The organism is Rhodococcus sp. IEGM 1302 (assembly GCF_030056935.1).
Classification (GTDB): Bacteria; Actinomycetota; Actinomycetes; order Mycobacteriales; family Mycobacteriaceae; genus Rhodococcus_F; species Rhodococcus_F qingshengii.
Map to the genome: position 1 here is coordinate 82,866 of NZ_JASHKY010000019.1, position 19,569 is coordinate 102,434.

Below are 19,569 nucleotides of genomic sequence, written 5' to 3' on the forward strand. Positions count from 1 at the left end.
AGCATGTTACGGATCTGTAGCGCAGCAATTACGGGAGATGATGTGTCTCGATCTTATTTCTCCGGCTGCTCTTCCCCGATCACGGTTTCTCGGCGACCGATACATTCTCAGGTATGACCGATACTCCGAAGCTGTCTTCCGTCGTACCGTCCCTGGCGAACCTCCGAGACATCGGTGGCCCCGAATCGAGCTTCGGTGGCACCGTCCGCACCGGGAGCGTGTTTCGTTCCACCGATCTGGCATCGCTCAGTGCGGACGGCGCACAGACCCTCGCCGATCTGGGCATCGTCACGATCTACGATCTGCGCACCGAATCCGAACGCGAGACGGCACCGGATCTGACGCCGGACGGTATCCGAGAAATCGGCCTGGACGTATTGGCGGACAAGCAGTATCGCGCCATTCCGGCTCAGATGCAGCAGATGATCGCCGACCCGGCGTTTGCTGCCGAAGCGTTGGGCAGCGGCCAGGCGCTCGAGTACTTTCAGGGAAGTTACCGCGATTTCGTGACCTTGCCGAGTGCGGTCGCGTCGTACCGGCAACTGTTCGTCGACTTGGCGCAGCCGCCCAGCTCGCCGGCACTCATTCACTGCACCACGGGCAAGGATCGCACGGGTTGGGCAGCGGCCGCGTTACTGCTGTTCCTGGGTGCCTCCGAGGACGCGGTCTTCGCGGACTACCTCGAAACCAACAAGATTTTGTTGCCGATGTTCGCGCCGCTCCTCGAGCGATTCGAGGCCAAGGGGATCGACCCGACCCTGCTCGAGGGTGTCCTCGGTGTCAGGCGCGAGTACCTGGAGGCGTCGATGGCAGAGCTCGCGCAGGTACACGGATCCATCGAGGCCTACTTCACCGACGGCTTGAAGATCGACGCGTCGACCCAGGACCAATTGCGGAGCAACCTGCTCAGCTGATCAGGACCTGCTCGGCTCGTCTCGGCGGGAAGTTCGTCGCCTCGTCACGAGACTGACGATACCGATCCCGATGGCGATGCCGAGCAGGTCGGCGCTGCCGTCCCAGATCGAACCGGAACGCGAAATGGGCAGCGCTGCTTGAAGAACCTCGGACGTCGCGGCAAAGATCAACAACCACACAGCCGTGAGCCACACCGGGATCCGCGCGTGCAACGAGGTGATCGCCAATACCGCGAACATCAGCGTGTGAGTGATCTTGTCGGTGTTCTCCGGGCTCGAGGGCACGGTGGAACCCGGGGAGAAGAGCATGATCAGGGCAATGACCACGGCGATCGCCAACGGCCAGTATCGGTTGTTCTTCAATTCGTCTGCCCCTCGACGACGACGAGTCCGAGTGCACCTTCGGCGAATCTGGTGACGGCGTCGGCGGCCGTCGTGAGCGCCTCGGTGTGCCCGTCGCGGGCCCAGCCGGTGAGCAGGGCGGTGGAGTCGAGAGGCGTCAGAACGACCTCGGCGAGAAGCTCACCGGTGTTGGGTTGGCACACTGCCCAGGAGTAGACGCTGTTTTCGTGCCACTGAGCGCTTCGCTGACTCACGTAATCGGGGTCGGTGATACCACCATCGGCAAGGGCGGGGCGGTCGTCCACACGCTCGTCTGCGCGTAGTGCGCGTAGATACCAGCCGCCTGCGTTGATCTCGATCGGCTCCATCAGTCGGAGTCCCGCTCGCGGCGGCGCTTGGCTTTGCGTTCCCGGTCGGTACCGAACAGCAGTGCACCGGCCAGGGGAATCGCGAGGAACCACAACCAGGTGCCGGTGACGAAGAACAGGATCACCGCGAGAATCGGGACGACGGCCATGACGCGACCGGACCAGTCGGGGTTGAAGCCTCGCTCCGCCGGTGCGTCGGGAGGCGTCACCATCGACAGGGGAGCGGTGCCGGGGGCTTGGTAGTTGCCCGGAAGATCGGCGAACACCGGAACGAGTTCACTGCGAGTTGTTGCGGCACTGACGATTCCGCTTCTCTCGTCGAACTCGGTGACGGTGAGGCGGCCTGCGGCGAAGTGCTCGCTCAGGAGATCGAGTGCCTGCTCGCGTTCTGCAGTGCCGATGCGAATGTCGGGGACGTCAGCCATCGTTACAGCCTACTCAAACGACTGTGCGCCTTTCCGGTAGTGGGGACTACCGGAAAGGCGCACGGGGCCGGAGGCCCTACTTCAGTTCTGCGAGAACCGTTCCCTGCGTGATTGCTGCACCCGGCTCGACGGACAGTCCGGTGACGACACCGGCCTTGTGCGCGTTGACGGGGTTTTCCATCTTCATGGCTTCGAGAACGGCGATCAAATCGCCTTCTGCGACTTCCTGGCCTTCGGTCACTGCAACCTTGACGACGGTGCCCTGCATCGGAGCCGTGACAGCGTCACCCGATGCTGCACCTCCGCCGGCGCCGCCGCGCTTGCGCGCCTTCGGCTTCTTGCGGATCGCACCGGAGGCAGCGCCGCCGCCGTTGCCGAGCGAGAACTGGCCCGGGAGGGAAACCTCGACGCGACGTCCACCGACCTCGACGACGACGTTCTGACGCGGCAGAGCCTCGTCCTCGTCGTCTACGGGAGCACCGGCGCCTGCGTACGGCTCGATGGGGTTGACCCAGTCGGTTTCGATCCACTTGGTGTAGATGTCGAACTTCTCGCCGTCACCGATGAACGCCGGGTTCTCGACGATGTGGCGGTGGAACGGGAGAACGGTCGCGAGGCCGTCGATCTCGAACTCGGCCAGAGCGCGCGATGCCCGCTGGAGGGCTTCTTCGCGGGTGGCGCCGGTGACGATGAGCTTGGCGAGCATGGAGTCGAACTGTCCGCCGATGACGTCGCCGGCAACGACACCGGAATCGACGCGAACGCCGGGGCCCGTGGGCTCACGGTAGACGGAGACCGGGCCGGGGGCAGGCATGAAGCCGCGGCCGGCGTCTTCGCCGTTGATGCGGAACTCGAAGGAGTGTCCACGCGGGGTGGGATCTTCCTTGATGGAGAGTTCTTCGCCGTTGGCGATGAGGAACTGCTGACGCACGAGGTCGATGCCCGCGGTCTCTTCCGTGACGGGGTGCTCGACCTGCAGGCGGGTGTTGACCTCGAGGAAGGAGATGGTGTCGCCCTGAACCAGGTATTCGACCGTTCCGGCGCCGTAGTAGCCGGCTTCCTTGCAGATGGCCTTGGCGGATGCGTGGATGCGTGCGCGCTGGTCGTCCGTCAGGAAGGGAGCGGGAGCCTCTTCGACGAGTTTCTGGAAGCGACGCTGCAGCGAGCAGTCGCGGGTACCGGCGACGACGACGTTGCCGTGCTGGTCGGCGATGACCTGAGCCTCGACGTGGCGGGCCTTGTCCAGGTACTGCTCGACGAAGCACTCGCCGCGACCGAAGGCTGCGATGGCCTCACGGGTGGCCGACTCGAACAGCTCGGGGATTTCCTCGATGGTCTGGGCGACCTTCATGCCGCGTCCACCGCCACCGAAGGCAGCCTTGATCGCAACCGGGACGCCGTATTCCTTGGCGAATGCGACGACCTCGTCGGCGCCCTTGACGGGATCCTTGGTGCCTGCTGCCATCGGCGCCTTCGCGCGTTCTGCGATATGGCGTGCCGTGACCTTGTCGCCGAGGTCGCGGATGGACTGCGGTGACGGACCGATCCAGATGAGGTTCGCGTCGATGACGGCCTGGGCGAAGTCGGCGTTCTCGGAGAGGAAACCGTAGCCGGGGTGGATGGCGTCGGCGCCGGACTTCTTGGCTGCGTCGAGGATCTTGTCGAACACGAGGTAGGACTCGGCGGACGTCTGTCCACCGAGGGCAAATGCCTCGTCTGCGAGCTTCACGAACTGCGCGTCTGCATCGGGCTCGGCGTAAACGGCAACGCTGCCGTAGCCGGCATCCTTGGCCGCCCGGATGACCCGTACCGCGATTTCACCGCGGTTCGCGACAAGCACCTTCGTAATGTGCGCGCTGGCATGACTGGGCACTGAGCCTCCTGTGGTTCGCATAGTCTGTCTCCGCGGTGTATTCCTCTGGGATTTCACCATCGGGGGATTGGCATCACTTCGGAGTGTATGCATCGCTTCGGCGCTGGTTGTAACCGGATCGCTAAAGCCCACTCCGGCTTAGGAAACGGTTTCGAAAACTACCGATGAGTAGCTGTCGGAGGTGGCGGCGTCCGGTTCGGTGACGATTTCTTCGATGGTCCGGCGCAGTGCGGCCACGTAGGCGTGAACCGCGGCGTTCGCCGTCTCGTTGCCTGGGTACCTGACCGCGAGGTTGAGTCCCTGGGGTGTGCGGTTGATCCAGATGTAGACGTCGTGCGTATATGCCTTGCTTCGAAGTGCTCTGGCGTTCCATTCGGGCCACTGTGCGGCTTCGGGCACGAAGCGAACGTCCATGTAGGACACGACGAATCGCGGTCGGATCGGGGTTTCGAGGTGCTCACCGATCCGATCGAACGGGACAGCTGCGGCAGGCTTGACCGAAGCGATGGATTCGGCGGCGCGTGTCGCGAGGTCGCCGAACGAACAGTCCGATCCAACGGCGAACTCGACCGGGCACAGTCCGACGAACCAGCCGAGCGCGCCCGCCCACTCCTGAGCGCTGCGGGTGTGAACCGGCGTCACGACCTCGAATCGATCGGATCCCGCGACTTCGCGACCTACAGCGGCAAGTCCGCCGAGAAGGCCGGCGAAGTACCCCACGCCGGTGGCTGCACACGTCGAACTGAAGGCCTTGGACTGGTCGGCGTCGAGCAGCCAGGTCGACAGGCCGTTCTGAGAATCGGTTCCACGGTCACCGATCGGTAGCGGGAACTGGGGTAGACCGTCCGTGCCGAGAGCCTTTCGCCAGATCTCGACCGCAGCCTTCTCGGCTTCCATGTCGGCCATCTGCTCGCGTTCGACGGCACCGAAATCGACGTAGCTGCCCACCGGAAACAGATTTGCAGCACTACCGGTCGAGGCCTCGCGGTACAGAGCTGCGATCTCGTGAGCGACCAGCACGATCGAGAACCCGTCGATGATCGAGTGGTCCGCCGCGAAGAACACGGTGAACGGACCGTCGCCACCGCGGGGCGTCAACGTCGCGAAGACGTACGACGGCCAACTGTGCGGGGACGCGTAATCGTCGAACAGGCGGTGAAGGTGGTCGAAGTTGTCCTGGCTGGACGCGTCGTAGCCGTGGCTGACGACCCCGATGTCGATTCCGCCGAGCGGGACCGTGTGCCGGGTGATCTCGCCGCTCGAGGGCTCGAGGACGGTATGCGAGCGCAGAACTTCGTGACGGTCGATCCACCGGCCGAGAGCGACTCGGAACGCATCGACGTCGAGCGGGCCGGAAATCTCGAAAGCTGTTCCCAGCCAAGACTTGTCGCCTGCGCCTGCAGCGGAACGGTTGAGATGTGCCTCGTGAATGTAGGAGACGGGCCGCGGATCCGGAACCCAGGGCCCGGTTGCGCACGGCAACCATTCGACGAGTGCGCCGGCCGGAATCGCATAGTCGGCCAGTTCGGTGAACTCCATGTTTTCAGCCCCGCAAGTGCCGCTTGATGCGCGCGAGCATGGCCGACATTCCGCGCAGACGGAGCGGGCTCACGGCTTCTGCGAGACCGAGCGCCGAATAGAAGTCGTCGGGTACACCGAGGATCTCGTCGGCGCTGTGGCCGTCGAGCCCCTGCGCGAGGATCGATGCGAAACCACGCGTCGTGGGAGCCTCGGGGGGAGCGCTGAAGTACAGACGGACGTTGTCGCGATCCGAATCGTCGACCGAGAGGAAGAGCGGCGACTGACATTCGGGGACCGGCTCCATCGCGCTCTGCTCGAGCTCCGCCGGCAACGGCGGCAACTCTCGGCTGAACTCGAGAAGAAGGGTGAGCTTGTCCGAGGCGCCGACGGCCGCGAAGTCGTCGACGATCTCGGCCAGAGCCGAAGGAAGAGCGCTCATGACGCCGATACGGAGGAAGGAACGGCTCCGGGCTCTTCGCCCTGGACGATCGGGACGCGCACGGCATTGCCCCACTCGGTCCATGAACCGTCGTAGTTACGAACGTTCGGGTAGCCGAGAAGATGAGTCAACACGAACCAGGTGTGACTGGAACGCTCACCGATGCGGCAGTACGCGACGATGTTGTCGTCGGCAGACAGGTCGCCGTAGATCTCGCCGAGTTCGGTACGGGTGCGGAAGCGGCTGTCCGGTGCCGCTGCCTTCGCCCACGGGATGCTGAGCGCGCTGGGAATGTGTCCACCACGCAACGCACCCTCTTCGGGGTAGTCGGGCATGTGGGTGCGCTCGCCGGTGTACTCCTGCGGAGATCGCACGTCGATGAGCGGCCCGTCGCCCAAGTGCGCGAGAACGTCGTCCTTGAATGCGCGAATGGGAGCGTCGTTGCGCTCGACGACCGGGTAATCCGTTGACGTGATGTCGGGAACGTCGAAAGCGGTGTCGCGGTTCTCGGCGATCCACGCATCGCGGCCACCGTCGAGAAGACGGACGTCCTCGTGGCCGAAAAGAGTGAAGACCCACAGTGCGTAGGCCGCCCACCAGTTGCTCTTGTCGCCGTAGATGACCACGGTGTCGTCGCGGCCGATGCCCTTGCGGTTCATCAACTCTGCGAACTTCGCACCGTCGATGTAGTCGCGGGTGACCGGATCGTTGAGGTCGAGATGCCAGTCGATCTTCACGGCTCCGGGGATGTGGCCGACGTCGTACAACAACACGTCTTCGTCGGATTCGACAACCTTGAGGCCCGGCGCACCGAGATTCGCCGAGAGCCATTCCGTCGAGACCAACCGGTCGGGATGCGCGAACTCGGCAAACGCGGTTGAGGGATCGGGGGCAACGGGCACGGGCGTACTCCTGAAGACGAATCGTTCGGTTCGAACACGGACTTGATCGATTCTATGCGCTGTGCGCAAGGTGAGACGCCCGGAAGCAGGTTCTGCCTGCTCGTGCCCGTTGCCGACCCTAAATCCTCGGTGTTCCTGCTCCGACGCTCGAATCTCTCAATTGTTCGGTGACACTTCCGATCGGCGTCACGCCCCGGGCGCAGACCTCTCTCAGAATCCGGTCGAGTTCGGTGAGGAAATTCACCATGGTGTCGTTTGCCGTCTCGGTGTCGGGAAAGCGTGAACGCAGCGAGAGACCACGGTTCGTTCGCGAAATCCAGAACTGGGCATCGTCGGCGACCGTCACATTGCTGATGTGATGGGCGTTGAGGAGATCATGATCGTCTGTGCCGGGTAGTTTGCGGTAATCGATGTACGACACCATGAAGACGTCGGTGCGCGTGCGTCGAATCTTGTCGCCCAAAGCATCTCGAACCTGGGCCATGGTGACGCCCTCGAGCGTCAACGCAACTCGGAACGACGCGTGCGTATGTGCAAGGGATGCACCGAAATCCGCGTCGGGAGTGATCTGGACCGTGATCGGCGCGCTGGTGGTGAGCCAGCCGATCGCGTCGGCCCAACGCGGATCTTTGCGAATGTGAAGCGGAAATTGCAGCGGAAGCGTCGACTGCCCGGTGTACGAGTGGACGGAAAGTCCCATCGCAGTGAGGATTCCGGTGAACACGCTACCGCCGGCGGATAGGCAGATCTCGTCGAACGTCGCAGTCAATTCCTCGTCGAGCAGCACGCGCACATCGGCGCCCTGCGGCGCGGGCTTTCCGCCCTCGACGCCGAGATCCAAGGGGAAACTCGGTGATGTGCCGCCGCAGATCTCGTAGAACCTTGCCCACTCTCGGATTCGAGGGTCGTTGTCGACGGGAAGCAGAGCGTCTGCCTCCAGTTCGCAGTACCGCACGAAACTTCCCGGGTCACCCAGTCGGCTCATCACTGCGTCGACGGCCTCGTGGTCGGTCAGGTCGGGTAGGGCGATCAGTCCCTCGTAGATCTGTCGCAGTTCCCCGAGAGCGATGACCAACGAGTAGCCGTCGACGAGTGTGTGATCGAACGCGCTCAGGACCGTGTAATGCTCTTCGCGTTCGACCGTGGCAAACGTGTATGCAGGGAAGGTCAGTGGATCGCATACCGTCGTGAATCGCTTCTTGAGATGCGCTCGGAGGTCTTCGGTCGAATCGAATTTCAGAGGTTCCGAAGTCTCGATGTGTGTGCCGTCTGGATCGAGTCCCATTCGGGTGGTGGTGAACTCGCCCACCTCGAATCCTGTGTGCAGAGTGTCATGGCGACTGATGAACAGGCGCAGCGCGAGATCGAGTGCAGGCCGATTCAGTTCTCCGGGAAGGTCGAATGCGGCTGCCATCCACACACTCCGGCCCATGCCGTGTGTTCGCGCAGTCTCGAGGTGAAAATGCTGGTTGTACGACGGTGGTACTTCCGACTCGGTGACGGCGCCGTCCGCGGGCTGAAGCGACCATTCGGTGACGATTCCGGGGTCGAGTCCGTATCGATCGATCGAGGTGACATGCATCAGGCCACTCCCTCTGGTGCCACGAACGAGTAGTCGCCTTGAGCTGCAACAGTTTTGATGATCTTCGAGACATGCTCGGCGAAGCGGGTGGCCGATTCGTGGGCAATGGGGGTGTCGGGGTGAGACACGGCGATCCAGGTTCCGGTGTGCATCCGGTTGATCCACATCGACGCGATTTGAGTCTCTTTGCCGCCGACGATTCCCGTTGCCTTCGTCTCGGCGTAACTGTATGGATCCGGCATGCGTCGGCCGTCGATGTACGAGACGATCGGCGGCGGGGTGAGCGTCTTCGACAGTCCGCCGGGTGCGGAATCCGACTCGGCCAAGCTCGACAGAACCAGATCGATGACCTGCTGCACAGAGACATCGAGGAGTGCCTTGCCGTCGTGGTACCCCTGCTGCCCGAGCTTTGCCAACTCGGTGAAGCGTCGCTTGTCGTCGACGTCGATGCCGACCGGGATCAGGTTGATGTACCAGCCCTGCGCAAACGAGTCGGCCTCGGTTCGTGTGCTGACCGGCGAGAGGGCGATGTACTTGTCGCGTCCGGCGAGTTCGAATTCCGCAATCGCGAGCGCGGTGAACATTCCGCCGATGAAGTTGGCGCCGTTGGCTTTACAAACCGCACCGAACTTCTCGCACTCGATGTCGTCGGCCAGGTCGAAGCGTGAACCGATAGCCGGTTTGGGCGCGTCTTCGGCCCCGAGCGGGAGCGGAAATCCGGGGAACGAGCCGCCGCTGCGCATGAGGTAACCGAGCCACTGGTGCACTTCGGGTGACTGCATCGTCAGTTCGGTTGTTCGCTCGCGTTCGACGCGACCGAACTGTGCGTAACTTCCGGCCGGCCCGAGCTCGGGATGCGATCCGGTCGTTTCCGCGGCGTAGAGCTGACGCAATTCTGCGTACATCAGCACCATCGAGTTCATGTCCGAATGGGCGTGGTCGACTGCATGGAACAGGGTGAAGCTCGGATCGGCTTCGAGGTCGGCATGGTGGTGCTCGACGGCACCGAACACGAAGGCCGGCCACTGCAGCGCGCTGGTTTCGGTGGCGAACTTGGTCGCGACGAGCGCGCGGATCGCCTCGGATTCGGAGACGTCGTCGCCGACGCGGTACTCGAGTTCGATGCTTTCGACCGGCACCACGTGTCGACGGACCTCGAACGAGGTGTCCGCAGCGTCGGTGGTTGCTTCGTCGAACGAGAACCAGCTGTGCAGCGTGTCGTGGCGACGGATGTAGCGCTGAAGTGCTCGCGTCATGGCGTCGCGGTCCAGTGTTCCTGCGAAATCGAAGGCGATACCGATCCACGGAGACTGCGGATCGCCCTTCTCTGCGGTGACGCGGGCGCGTCGCAGGTGGCGATCCTGCATCGTGGTCGGGGGTAGTTCTCGGTCGATCTCGGCTTCGGCGGCTCGTTGAGCGGAAGCATGCGTGACGCCCCATTCGATTACCCGCCCAGGAAGCGGGTGCCAATGGGTGATCAAGTTCAGATCCATCGAGTAGAACTCCTGCGTGTGTCGTCGAGAAGCCTGCTCTGAAAATGGGCAGACGACGAACTATCCCATCTGGGGGACTGAATTGTCCGAAATACTACAATCTAAACAAGAACAGGTTCTAGAAGCGTTGTGTTCGATTAGGATCATTCGGTGCTTCCGGACCCTTTAGGTGACGCTGTCGGCGCCGACCACAAGGGCGGGCGGCGAGCTGGTTCTCTGACGCCCTGGCTCGGGTTGGCGACGAGTCTGGCGGCGGCATTCATGCAATTGCTCGACGCGACCATCGTCAACGTCGCGCTTCCGAGTATCGCCGTCGATCTTCAAGCAGGCGTATCGGCGCAGTTGCTCATGGTCAGCGTGTACATCCTGGCTTTCGCGTGTTCGTTGATCACTGCAGCGCGGCTGGGGGACCTGTTCGGCCGTAGAGTTGTTTTTCTGACCGCCCTGTCCGTATTCGTGGTTGCCTCGTTGCTGTGCGGGCTCGCGCAGAGCGCGACGATGTTGATCGTCTTCCGGGGTCTGCAAGGATTGGCGGCCGGTTCGATGTCCGCCCAGACGTTCGCCATCATCTCGGGTCTGTTTCCGAAGGCCAGGCATCCGCGAGTCTTCGGGATCTACGGTGCGACCATCGGGCTCGCAACGGTCAGTGGGCCTCTGATCGGCGGGCTGCTGATCGAGTGGAATCTGTTCGACTGGGGCTGGCGCCTGATCTTCTTCGTCAACATCCCGATCGGCATCGCCGCCTTGATTCTCGGATATTTCCATCTCGTCGATGCTCGCGCTGAGCATGTGCGCTCACTGGACCTCATCGGCGCCGCACTGTCATCACTGGCGCTGTTCCTGCTGATCCTTCCCCTGGCCGAGGGAAGGGCGCGCGGATGGCCCACAGGTCTTGTCGTAATGCTCGCGATGTCGGTGCCGGTGGCATTGGCGTTTGTGCTCTACGAATCGCGTTTGGCGAAACGAGGCGGCGATCCGGTCCTTCGTCTCGAGCTTTTCCGCGACCGAGCCTTCACAATCGGCGCGGTTCTTGCGTTCGTTTTCTTCGGCACCCTGACTTCCTTGATCTTCACCATCAGTCTCACCCTTCAGTTCGGCTTCGGGTTCTCCGCATTGCGAGCGGGCGTCATGACGCTGCCGTGGGCCGTCGGAATGGGCGTGGCGGCGGTTCTCTCATCGGCGGTGTACCGGATGCTCGGAAACCGTGTTCTGATCCTGGGGATGGTCGTCTTTGCCGGCTCGCTGATCGCGCTGTCGATCATCCTCGAACGCGAAGGAACCGATCCACGCTGGCTCGCGCTCGCCGGTCCGCTGCTTCTCGGTGGCGCAGGTCTCGGACTGTTCGTGGCACCACTGCAAACCGCGATCCTTGCGACGGTCGAACCCGCGCACGCGGGTTCGGTGTCGGGACTGCTTCCTACCGTTCAGCAGGTTGGCAGCTCCATCGGACTGGCCTTGATCGGAGTGGTGTTCTTCTCGCTCGTCGCGGGGCAAGCTCCGCAAGCAGTGCAGGGGGAGCGGCCCGAGTACGTTGCGAACCTTGAAGCTGCCGGCGTTGGTCCCGGCCTGATCGACATCGCCGAAAAGGCCTTTGTCGATTGCGCGACAAGCCAATTGGCATCCGGAACACCGATGGAGGTGGCGCCGGAATGTCGCCGGGACGGCTCCGCCGGTGCCGGGGGTCAATCCGTTCAGGTGGCAGTTGATGCCGCGTACGCATCGACTCGCGCGGCGGCCGGCGAAGCATTTCTCGAAGCGCAGCGCCGTGTGCTCGCGATCATCGCAGCAATTGCGCTCGGTATCGGATTGGCGTCGACTGCTCTGCCGCGGGTCAATTCGCCGGTCTGAAAATTGCCCTTGACTCGAACGGGTGTTCGAGTACCCTGTGTGCAGGGGATCGGGGGATTCAATGGGTGTCTTGTTGTCGGACGTGGTGTCTGGTTCTGCGGTGGGGTTACGCGGACGCCTGTGGCAGTTGTCTGCTGCCGAGTTGCGCGCTGCTGCTGTCGAGGCGAGTGCGGAGATTCTGCGCCTGGAAGCCGTTCGAGTGGCTGTGGTGGACGAGTTGTCGTTGCGCCCGGATGATCAGGTGATTGCCAGCCGCGGGGTGGGTGCGTGGTTGGCGGCGAACACGATGTTGCAGGTTCGGGACGGGAAGAAGATCGCCGCGTTGGGTGCAGCTTTGCGGCCGTTTCCTGCGGTGGCGGCAGGCTTCGATTGCGGGGATTGCTCGTTCGATCATGCCGTGTTGATCGTGGCGTTCTGTGAGTCACCACCGAAGGGGATGCCGGAGGAGGCGCTCCCGAAGTGCATCGATTTGTTGTTGGCTGCTGCGTCGGGGGTGGAGGCGACGACGACGAAGGTGCGGAACGTGATCGCGACCTTGGAGCGAATCTTCGAATCGGATGAGATTCCACCCGCCGAAGACATCGACCGGAACGAGCTCCGCATCGCCTCGACGCTCAATGGTCGCGTGGTGGTGAGTGGGGATTTCGACGCCCTCACCGGGGAAATGTTGCTGACGGCGTTGTCGAATCTGACGATGCCGACCCCGGCACCGGACGGGACTCCCGATGCCAGGTCGGCGGCGAAACGCACCGCGGACGGGTTCACCGAACTGATCCGGCGTTATCTGGACTGCGCCAAGACCGGTACCGATGGTGGTCAGCGTCCACACGTGAACGTGCACATCAACGCCCATGATCTCGCTGAGCATCGAGACTGCGCCGCAACACCCTCCACTGCTGATGGTGAAGAGTCTCTGTCGGATCTCGATGTCGGGCACATGCCCTGGCTCGGGCCACTCTCGGTGTCGCAGACCCGACTTCTCGGATGCGATTGTTTCCTCTCCACCGTCCTGCTCGACGATCACGGCGCGCCCTTGGATGCGCAACCCGGGAAACGGTTGGTGACCGCGGAGCAGCGAGTGGCGTTGATCGCCCGAGACAAGGGCTGCGCGTTCCCCGGCTGCACGTGTGTACCGGCGTGGACTGATGCGCACCATATCCGGCACTGGGCCAACGGTGGCCCGACGGTGATGAACAACCTGGTCCTGCTGTGCCGTTCACATCACCGGCTGATGCACCGCAAATCCGGGTTCGTCGGGAAGTGGGAGATTCGGATCGGTGTCGACAACAAGCCGTGGTTCATTCCGCCGCCCTCGATCGACCCGCAGCAGCACCCGCTGCCGGCCAACACCACCTTCAAAACCTGAAGGTTCAAACCTTTTCGGTGACAACAAAAACGACCAGCTTCGCATCGGCATGGACCCGATGCGGGGCTGGTCAGTGGTGCTTAGAGAAAACGTGCTTGGAGAAAACGCGTCAGAAGATGCTCTGCGTGCGCCAGAGATCCGAGACGGAAACCCCGACACGCTCGAGAAGTGTTCGTACTAAAGGTAATCCGATACCGATGACACTCGAGGGATCACCCTCGATTCTCTCCACGAACCAGCCGCCGAGACTGTCGAGCGTGAATGCTCCGGCGACTTGGAGCGGCTCGCCCGTTGCCAGGTATGCCTCGAGATCCTCGGTGGACGGTTGCGCGAAATGAACCACTGTTGCGCTGTGATCCGAGGCCATGCGGACGATGCGGCCGTCGGCGACGCGTAGGACACAGTGCCCGGTCAAGAGAGTGGCGCTGCGTCCGGCCATTGCGGCCCATCGCTTTCGGGCGATATCGACGCTGCCCGGCTTGCCTTGAAGTTGCCCGTCGATCAGGAGCATCGACAACGACTACGTCGGTGAGATTGTCGGCGGCGAGGCCGGGGACGATTTCGGCGGCCTTGGCCTCCGCCAGCACCGTCACGACTTTTTCGGGGGCGGCGTCGGGTCCGAGGTTGTCGGCGATCTTGTCCTCGTCGACGCCGGAGACACGCACAAGCGGCGAAACCCCGGCCGCCCGCAGAACTGCGAGGCGAGCCGGGGACGCTGAAGCTAGAACCAGTTGAGTCACGTCAGCAGAGTGATCGTCAGCTGCGACGGATCGCGGGGTTCAGGTACGCGTACGGCGAGAACGGCGCACGCGTGCGGTGGAACTGAGTCGGATCGCCCCAGGTCTCCGCGGGAACGTTCGACTCGGGAGCTTGACCGCTGCCGGCAGCCGCAGCAAGCACGCTGACCAGTGCCGCGATCTCGACGTCCGTGGGCGAACCCTTGACGATCTTGATGACCGACGCGTCGGAGGTCGACGTCTCGGTCAGCTCCGTGAGCGAAGCATCCGTCGCGGTTCCCTCGACGACCGCACCGTTGGTCGGTGCAGTCTCCGCCAGTGCGACATCTTCGCTGAGAATGTCCTCGGTGGTTGCGGTCATAGGGGAATGTTCCCATGCTTCTTGGGCGGAAGGGAAACGGCCTTGCGCTCTAGCAGTCGCAATGCGGAAACGATTTGTCCGCGGGTGTGCGACGGAGGAATGACAGCGTCGACGTATCCGCGCTCAGCGGCGACGTACGGGTTGACGAGTGTGTCCTCGTACTCGTTCTGCAGCTTGAGGCGCAGTGCATCGACGTCTTCGCCGTTCTTCGCGGCTTCGAGAAGCTGCTTGCGGTAGACGAATCCGACTGCTCCGGATGCACCCATGACGGCGATCTGAGCGGTCGGCCATGCCAGGTTCACATCGGCGCCCATGTGCTTGGAGCCCATGACGTCGTACGCTCCGCCGTAAGCCTTGCGGGTGATGACCGTGATCTTGCCGACCGTTGCCTCGCCGTACGCGTAGAGGAGCTTCGCGCCGCGACGGATGATGCCGTTGTATTCCTGCTCGGTTCCGGGGAGGAAACCGGGAACGTCGACGAGGGTGATGATCGGGACGTTGAACGCGTCGCAGGTACGCACGAAGCGAGCGGCCTTCTCCGAGGCGTCGATGTCGAGGCAGCCCGCGAACTGGGTGGGCTGGTTGGCGACGATGCCGACCGAGCGTCCGTCGACGCGACCGAAACCGACGATGATGTTCATCGCGCGCTCGGCCTGGACCTCGAGGAACTCGTCGTCGTCGAGGATGCGACGAATGACCTCGTGCATGTCGTACGGCTGGTTGGCCGAGTCCGGGATGAGGGTGTCGAGTTCGATGTCCTCGGCGGTCAGGCTGTCTTCGATCGAACCGACGATGGGGTCGGTGATCTCGCCGCGGGGAGCTGCTGCCTGGTTGTTGGACGGCAGGTAGCTGAGCAGGTCCTTGACGTAGTCGAGGGCATCCTGCTCGCCGGAAGCGACGTAGTGGGCGACTCCGGACTTGACCATGTGGGTGCGAGCACCACCGAGGTCTTCCATCGTGACGTCTTCACCGGTGACCGTCTTGATGACGTCGGGGCCGGTGACGAACATCTGGGAAGTCTCGTCGACCATCACGACGAAGTCGGTCAGTGCGGGGGAGTACACGTGGCCGCCGGCGGCGGGTCCCATGATCAGTGAGATCTGGGGGATGACACCCGAGGCCTGGACGTTGCGGTGGAAGATCTCGCCGTAGAGGCCGAGCGAGACGACGCCTTCCTGAATGCGCGCGCCTGCACCTTCGTTGATGCCGACGAGGGGCCGTCCGGTGCGGATCGCGAGGTCCATGACCTTGACGATCTTCTCACCGTAGATTTCGCCGAGCGATCCGCCGAAAACGGTGGCGTCCTGTGAGAAGACACAGACGTCGCGGCCGTCGATGGTGCCGTAACCGGTGACGACGCCGTCGCCGACCGGGCGGTTGTCAGCGAGACCGAAGTTCACACTTCGGTGCCGTGCCAGTGCGTCGAGTTCGACGAAGGAGCCCTCGTCGAGGAGGGCGGTGATGCGCTCGCGGGCGGTCAGCTTGCCTTTGGCGTGCACCTTGTCGATGGCGGCTTCGCCGCTCGGTGCCTGCGCCTGGGCTTGGCGATTCCGCAGGTCCGCGAGCTTTCCCGCGGTCGTGTGGATATCGGGTGCGGCCGCCGCCTCCGGCGCGTTCGGCTCTTGGACAGTGGTCATGGACGTGAGCTTAACGAGAGTGCGTGGGGGGCTTCGAAGGCAGGTCCGATTGTCGCTGTCTTGCAGGCTCAAGCTACTGACCAGTACATTCTCGCCGTCGTCATAGGCTGGGGCTATGTGGACCGACTTGAACCGACCGCCCCTCGACGGCAATGCCCTACGACGCGCACTCGTGCGCAGTGACAACGACGACGCGCGCGTTTTCTGGAACCGCCTCGACGTTGTCGAGGAGACCGGTTCGACGAACGCGGATCTCCTTGCGCGAGCGGCAGATCCGGATGCCGACCGTCACGTTCTGATCGCCGAATATCAGGCGAGTGCCCGTGGCCGTCATTCGCGCACGTGGGTGAGCCCGCCGCAAGCGCAGATCTCGATGTCGGTTCTGCTGTCGATGCCCGGAATGAATCTCGCGGACATGGGTTGGCTCCCGCTACTGTCGGGAATCGCGGTCGTCGACGCGCTGCGCAACGTGGCCGAAGTGCCCGCAGAACTCAAGTGGCCGAACGACGTTCTCATCGGTGACAAGAAGGTCGCCGGCATTCTGGCCGAGGTGGCGAGGACGGCGCCCGATCCCGCGGTGGTGGTGGGGATCGGGCTGAACGTGAGCCTCGGCGTCGAGGAGCTGCCCGTCCCGACCGCTACGTCACTGCTGATCGAAGAAGCATCGACTGTCGACCGCGACACTCTCGTTCGCGCAATCGCCCGTGAATTGGCGACGCAATTCCGTGCTTGGGAATCGTCGAAATGGGATACATCTGTGTTGGCTGCCGAATACCGGCAGCGCTGCGGGACGCTGGGCAAACGAGTCCGCGCGGTCTTGCCGGGCGACAAGGAGGTGTTCGGTATCGCGACCGACGTCGACACTTCCGGACGCGTCGTCATCGAAATCGAGGGAACAGATGGGGAGACCTTTGCGGTCGCAGCAGGTGATATCACGCACCTTCGCGCCGCCCCGGTCACCGAATCGTGAACGTTGCCGGATTTTCTGGCACCAAAGTGCTAATTTTTGGCCCGGACCGGTTTTCGAACCAACCGTCCGTCCTTCATTTCACTCAACTGCGGGATTTACCGAGCTGCCTAGGGGCGTCATGACCACACCGATCGTTGTTCCGACCGAAGCCGAGACGGCCGAGAGCGCTCGCCGCGTACTCACCGGCGTGACGGTGCTGCTCGGTGTCCTCACATTGGGCCTGGGTATCGCGGTACTCGCGTGGCCGGATGCCACCCTGTTCGTGGTCGCGGTTGTCATTGCGATCCAGCTGTTCGGATTCGGAATCGTTCAGATCATCCGTTCGTTCGCGGACGTGACGGCTTCGGGTGGAACTCGCACGCTTGTCGCGATCTCCGGCGCGTTGGCAGTGCTCCTCGGATTCCTGGTTCTCCGTAGCCCTTTGCAGACGGTGGTTCTGATCGCGTTGGTGATCGGTGCCTGGTGGGTATTCCGTGGCGTTCTCGATCTGGTCGACGCGGCGTCCGGGCACACCGTCGATCGCGGTCTGTCGATCGTGCTCGGAGTCATCAGCATCGTCGCGGGTGCAATCGTCCTTCTGCAGCCCGAACTCTCGCTCGACGTCTTCCGCATCGTGGTCGGCGTGTGGATGGTGCTGTACGGCATCATCATCGTCGTGACCCCGTTGGTGCTGCGAAAGATCGCGCAGCCCTGAGCGTTGCCCTGAAGACGGGTGTGCCTGAAAGTCGGTGTGTCTGAAAGTCGGTATGCCTGAAAGTCGGTGCGGGGTGGCAGACTTCCCGTCATGGGATATCCCGAAGACGCCCTCGCTCAGGACGAGGAACTGATACTGCATCGCCATCCTCATTGGAAGATGTTGGTGCTTCCGGCGCTGACGTTCGTACTTGCGACGGCCGTCGCCGGGTTCTTGCTGGGCCTCGCACAGACGAGATTGGACGGCACGGCTCGCACCGTGTCGTCCATTGCCGTCGGAATCATCTGGCTCGGTGTCGTGGCCTGGCGATCGGTTGCGCCGTTCACGGTCTGGAAGTTCACGCATTTCATCGTCACCGATCGGCGAGTGCTCATCCGCCACGGAGTGCTCACGCACACGGGTATCGACATTCCCATGGGACGGATCAGCAATGTTCAGTTCCGTCACGGCCTGATTGATCGAATGCTCAAGACCGGAACTCTGGTCATCGCATCTGCCAGTGACGATCCGCTCGAGTTCGACGACATTCCTGACGTCGAGCACGTTCACGCCCTGCTGTATCACCAGGTTTTCGATTCCATGCAGCAGCCACCCTCGCAGGCACCGCAGTGGCCGTCAGGTGAAAACGACGACCCGAACGATCGAAATGGCTGGTAATCAACGTGCAAAGGCGTGTTGTCCGTAGTCTGTTCGTGTGACTGCCGTATTGCTAGCCGAAGACGACGAGGCCATTGCTGCACCCCTTTCCCGCGCCTTGGGGCGTGAAGGGTATTCGGTGACGGTCGAACCGACCGGACCCGCTGCGTTGCAGCAGGCGCTCGAAGGTGATTTCGACCTGTTGATTCTCGATCTCGGCCTTCCGGGCATGGACGGCCTCGAGGTCTGCCGACAGATTCGTGCGCATCGCACCTCGCTCGCTGTGCTGATGTTGACCGCCAGGACCGACGAAGTCGACTTCGTGGTCGGGTTGGACGCGGGCGCCGACGACTACGTCAGCAAGCCGTTTCGTCTCGCCGAGTTGATGGCACGTGTGCGAGCACTCCTGCGTCGCCACGGTGGCCGCGAGGACACGATCGTCGAGGTCGGTGGCATCAGGCTCGAGCCCGCGGCACGACGCGTACTCGTCAACGGCTCCGAAATCGCCTTGGCCAACAAGGAGTACGAGCTTCTGCGGGTCCTCCTCGAGCACGCCGGGGAAGTGGTCTCGCGCGATACGATCCTTCGTGAGGTGTGGGGCGACGTCGAGCTTCGTGGATCGAAGACGCTCGACATGCACATGTCGTGGCTGCGCCGCAAGATCGGCGACGAGGGCCCCGCCGTGGAACGCAGGATTGCCACCGTCCGCGGTGTCGGTTTCCGAATCAACACCGACTAACTTCTCGAGAATCAGGAACTGCCGGCATGCGGCGTCGCATATTGCAGTCGATTCTCGCTGTCGTGATCATGACGGCGTTGCTGCTGGGGGTTCCGCTGATCTACACGGCGTGGCTCTGGGTGGAGGACGTGACGCGAAGTGATCTCCGGGTGCGCCTCGACCGGATGGCCGCTGAGGTCATCGCGCAAGAGGGGACGAACGGACTCGTCGAAGGTGCGTTGAACACCGATTCGCTCAAGGTTCTCACCCCGAACGACGGGCGCCTCGTCGTCGTGTATCCGACCGTCGTCGACGGCGCCGCACGCGTCGACGTCGGTGAGGCGACGGTCAAGAACGCACTCGTCGAATCGCTCGCGATGGGAACGTCCGGCTCGTTGCGTCTCGAGGTGCCGTCGGAGAACCTGCGCACCCAGCAGAAGCAGGCGGTGATGGCTGTCGGCGTGCTCGTGCTTCTGTCCATCACGGCAGGCACCGTGGTTGCTGTGGTCACTGCGCGTCGGCTTGCCGATCCGCTGCAGGATGTGGCCGACCGGGCGGCGCGCCTCGCCGAAGGCGACTTCCGGCCGGATCCTCGTCGGCACGACATCCCCGAACTCGACCGCGTGTCCGACGTCCTCGATGCGGCAACCGTGGAGATTTCGGTGCGGCTGCAACGAGAGCGCGCGCTGGTTGCGGACGTCTCGCATCAACTGCGCAGTCGACTGACTGCAGTGCGGCTGCGC

At 63.1% G+C, this 19,569-nt stretch carries 18 protein-coding genes and 2 pseudogenes; 8 read left to right on the forward strand and 12 right to left on the reverse strand.

Annotated features, from left to right (window positions below; all coding sequences use genetic code 11):
• The first annotated feature begins 113 nt into the window (after positions 1-113).
• Positions 114-914: a tyrosine-protein phosphatase gene (locus QM609_RS21890; protein WP_007727222.1), complete on the forward strand. Its 801-nt coding sequence runs from the start codon at positions 114-116 to the stop codon at positions 912-914.
• Here QM609_RS21890 and QM609_RS21895 read toward each other — a convergent pair whose 3' ends face one another.
• From QM609_RS21895 to QM609_RS21935, 9 genes are all read right to left on the reverse strand, one after another.
• Complete coding sequence (locus QM609_RS21895; RefSeq protein WP_042922147.1) at positions 915-1,277, reverse strand: VanZ family protein; 363 nt, start codon at positions 1,275-1,277, stop codon at positions 915-917.
• Positions 1,274-1,624 carry a hypothetical protein gene (locus QM609_RS21900; RefSeq protein ID WP_003940792.1) on the reverse strand — a complete coding sequence of 117 codons (351 nt, stop codon included), beginning with the start codon at positions 1,622-1,624 and terminating at the stop codon, positions 1,274-1,276. Before QM609_RS21900 ends, QM609_RS21895 begins: the two co-directional genes overlap by 4 nt.
• A complete protein-coding gene (locus QM609_RS21905) occupies positions 1,624-2,049 on the reverse strand; it encodes a DUF1707 SHOCT-like domain-containing protein (RefSeq protein ID WP_003940708.1) in 426 nt (141 codons plus the stop codon). Before QM609_RS21905 ends, QM609_RS21900 begins: the two co-directional genes overlap by 1 nt.
• A 76-nt stretch (positions 2,050-2,125) precedes the next feature.
• The gene (locus QM609_RS21910) at positions 2,126-3,922 is read right to left on the reverse strand and encodes an acetyl/propionyl/methylcrotonyl-CoA carboxylase subunit alpha (protein ID WP_030535031.1); all 1,797 of its coding nucleotides are present in this window, start codon (positions 3,920-3,922) and stop codon (positions 2,126-2,128) included.
• Between the two features lie 138 nt (positions 3,923-4,060).
• Positions 4,061-5,461: a condensation domain-containing protein gene (locus tag QM609_RS21915; RefSeq protein ID WP_003940858.1), complete on the reverse strand. Its 1,401-nt coding sequence runs from the start codon at positions 5,459-5,461 to the stop codon at positions 4,061-4,063.
• Between the two features lie 4 nt (positions 5,462-5,465).
• Positions 5,466-5,882: a SufE family protein gene (locus QM609_RS21920; RefSeq protein WP_003940804.1), complete on the reverse strand. Its 417-nt coding sequence runs from the start codon at positions 5,880-5,882 to the stop codon at positions 5,466-5,468.
• Positions 5,879-6,784 carry a sulfurtransferase gene (locus QM609_RS21925; protein WP_003940962.1) on the reverse strand — a complete coding sequence of 302 codons (906 nt, stop codon included), beginning with the start codon at positions 6,782-6,784 and terminating at the stop codon, positions 5,879-5,881. The genes QM609_RS21920 and QM609_RS21925 overlap by 4 nt, the downstream gene beginning before the upstream one ends.
• A 118-nt stretch (positions 6,785-6,902) precedes the next feature.
• Entirely contained in the window at positions 6,903-8,366 is a 1,464-nt protein-coding gene (locus QM609_RS21930) for a condensation domain-containing protein (RefSeq protein WP_050654892.1), read from the reverse strand.
• Positions 8,366-9,859, reverse strand: a complete 1,494-nt coding sequence (locus tag QM609_RS21935; RefSeq protein WP_042449584.1) for a condensation domain-containing protein — start codon at positions 9,857-9,859, stop codon at positions 8,366-8,368. Before QM609_RS21935 ends, QM609_RS21930 begins: the two co-directional genes overlap by 1 nt.
• A 150-nt stretch (positions 9,860-10,009) precedes the next feature.
• Between QM609_RS21935 and QM609_RS21940 the strand changes: the two genes are divergently transcribed.
• Together QM609_RS21940 and QM609_RS21945 are read left to right on the forward strand one after the other, a co-directional pair.
• Complete coding sequence (locus QM609_RS21940) at positions 10,010-11,707, forward strand: MFS transporter (protein ID WP_050654893.1); 1,698 nt, start codon at positions 10,010-10,012, stop codon at positions 11,705-11,707.
• Between the two features lie 61 nt (positions 11,708-11,768).
• A complete protein-coding gene (locus QM609_RS21945; protein WP_050654894.1) occupies positions 11,769-13,073 on the forward strand; it encodes an HNH endonuclease signature motif containing protein in 1,305 nt (434 codons plus the stop codon).
• Between the two features lie 109 nt (positions 13,074-13,182).
• Here the strand turns inward: QM609_RS21945 and QM609_RS21950 are convergent.
• The 3 genes and pseudogenes from QM609_RS21950 to QM609_RS21960 form a co-directional block, all read right to left on the reverse strand.
• Positions 13,183-13,813, reverse strand: a pseudogene (locus tag QM609_RS21950) (Maf family protein).
• A 16-nt stretch (positions 13,814-13,829) separates the two neighbouring features.
• Positions 13,830-14,171, reverse strand: coding sequence for an acyl-CoA carboxylase subunit epsilon (locus tag QM609_RS21955; RefSeq protein ID WP_007731147.1), 342 nt, complete (start codon positions 14,169-14,171; stop codon positions 13,830-13,832).
• Positions 14,168-15,808, reverse strand: a complete 1,641-nt coding sequence (locus QM609_RS21960; protein WP_003940853.1) for an acyl-CoA carboxylase subunit beta — start codon at positions 15,806-15,808, stop codon at positions 14,168-14,170. Before QM609_RS21960 ends, QM609_RS21955 begins: the two co-directional genes overlap by 4 nt.
• A gap of 115 nt (positions 15,809-15,923) precedes the next feature.
• Between QM609_RS21960 and QM609_RS21965 the strand changes: the two genes are divergently transcribed.
• The 5 genes and pseudogenes from QM609_RS21965 to QM609_RS21985 all read left to right on the forward strand — a co-directional run.
• On the forward strand, positions 15,924-16,778 hold the full coding sequence (locus QM609_RS21965) for a biotin--[acetyl-CoA-carboxylase] ligase (RefSeq protein ID WP_003940755.1): 855 nt from the start codon (positions 15,924-15,926) through the stop codon (positions 16,776-16,778).
• 118 nt (positions 16,779-16,896) lie between these two features.
• Positions 16,897-17,472, forward strand: a complete 576-nt coding sequence (locus QM609_RS21970; protein WP_003941007.1) for an HdeD family acid-resistance protein — start codon at positions 16,897-16,899, stop codon at positions 17,470-17,472.
• Between the two features lie 90 nt (positions 17,473-17,562).
• Positions 17,563-18,129 (forward strand): PH domain-containing protein, encoded by a 567-nt coding sequence (locus tag QM609_RS21975; protein WP_003941034.1) that lies wholly within the window; start codon positions 17,563-17,565, stop codon positions 18,127-18,129.
• Between the two features lie 37 nt (positions 18,130-18,166).
• Entirely contained in the window at positions 18,167-18,847 is a 681-nt protein-coding gene (locus tag QM609_RS21980; RefSeq protein WP_003940916.1) for a response regulator transcription factor, read from the forward strand.
• Positions 18,848-18,873: 26 nt separating this feature from the next.
• Positions 18,874-19,569, forward strand: a pseudogene (locus tag QM609_RS21985) (sensor histidine kinase); the annotation flags it as partial.

Coding starts and splice junctions, on each gene's coding strand:
- QM609_RS21945 (WP_050654894.1), top strand. CDS start 11,769: ATGGGTGTCTTGTTGTCGGACGTGGTGTCTGGTTCTGCGGTGGGGTTA.
- QM609_RS21915 (WP_003940858.1), bottom strand. CDS start 5,461: ATGGAGTTCACCGAACTGGCCGACTATGCGATTCCGGCCGGCGCACTC.
- QM609_RS21955 (WP_007731147.1), bottom strand. CDS start 14,171: ATGACCGCAACCACCGAGGACATTCTCAGCGAAGATGTCGCACTGGCG.
- QM609_RS21970 (WP_003941007.1), top strand. CDS start 16,897: ATGACCACACCGATCGTTGTTCCGACCGAAGCCGAGACGGCCGAGAGC.
- QM609_RS21975 (WP_003941034.1), top strand. CDS start 17,563: ATGGGATATCCCGAAGACGCCCTCGCTCAGGACGAGGAACTGATACTG.
- QM609_RS21930 (WP_050654892.1), bottom strand. CDS start 8,366: ATGCATGTCACCTCGATCGATCGATACGGACTCGACCCCGGAATCGTC.
- QM609_RS21920 (WP_003940804.1), bottom strand. CDS start 5,882: ATGAGCGCTCTTCCTTCGGCTCTGGCCGAGATCGTCGACGACTTCGCG.
- QM609_RS21935 (WP_042449584.1), bottom strand. CDS start 9,859: ATGGATCTGAACTTGATCACCCATTGGCACCCGCTTCCTGGGCGGGTA.
- QM609_RS21905 (WP_003940708.1), bottom strand. CDS start 2,049: ATGGCTGACGTCCCCGACATTCGCATCGGCACTGCAGAACGCGAGCAG.
- QM609_RS21965 (WP_003940755.1), top strand. CDS start 15,924: ATGTGGACCGACTTGAACCGACCGCCCCTCGACGGCAATGCCCTACGA.
- QM609_RS21890 (WP_007727222.1), top strand. CDS start 114: ATGACCGATACTCCGAAGCTGTCTTCCGTCGTACCGTCCCTGGCGAAC.
- QM609_RS21960 (WP_003940853.1), bottom strand. CDS start 15,808: ATGACCACTGTCCAAGAGCCGAACGCGCCGGAGGCGGCGGCCGCACCC.
- QM609_RS21900 (WP_003940792.1), bottom strand. CDS start 1,624: ATGGAGCCGATCGAGATCAACGCAGGCGGCTGGTATCTACGCGCACTA.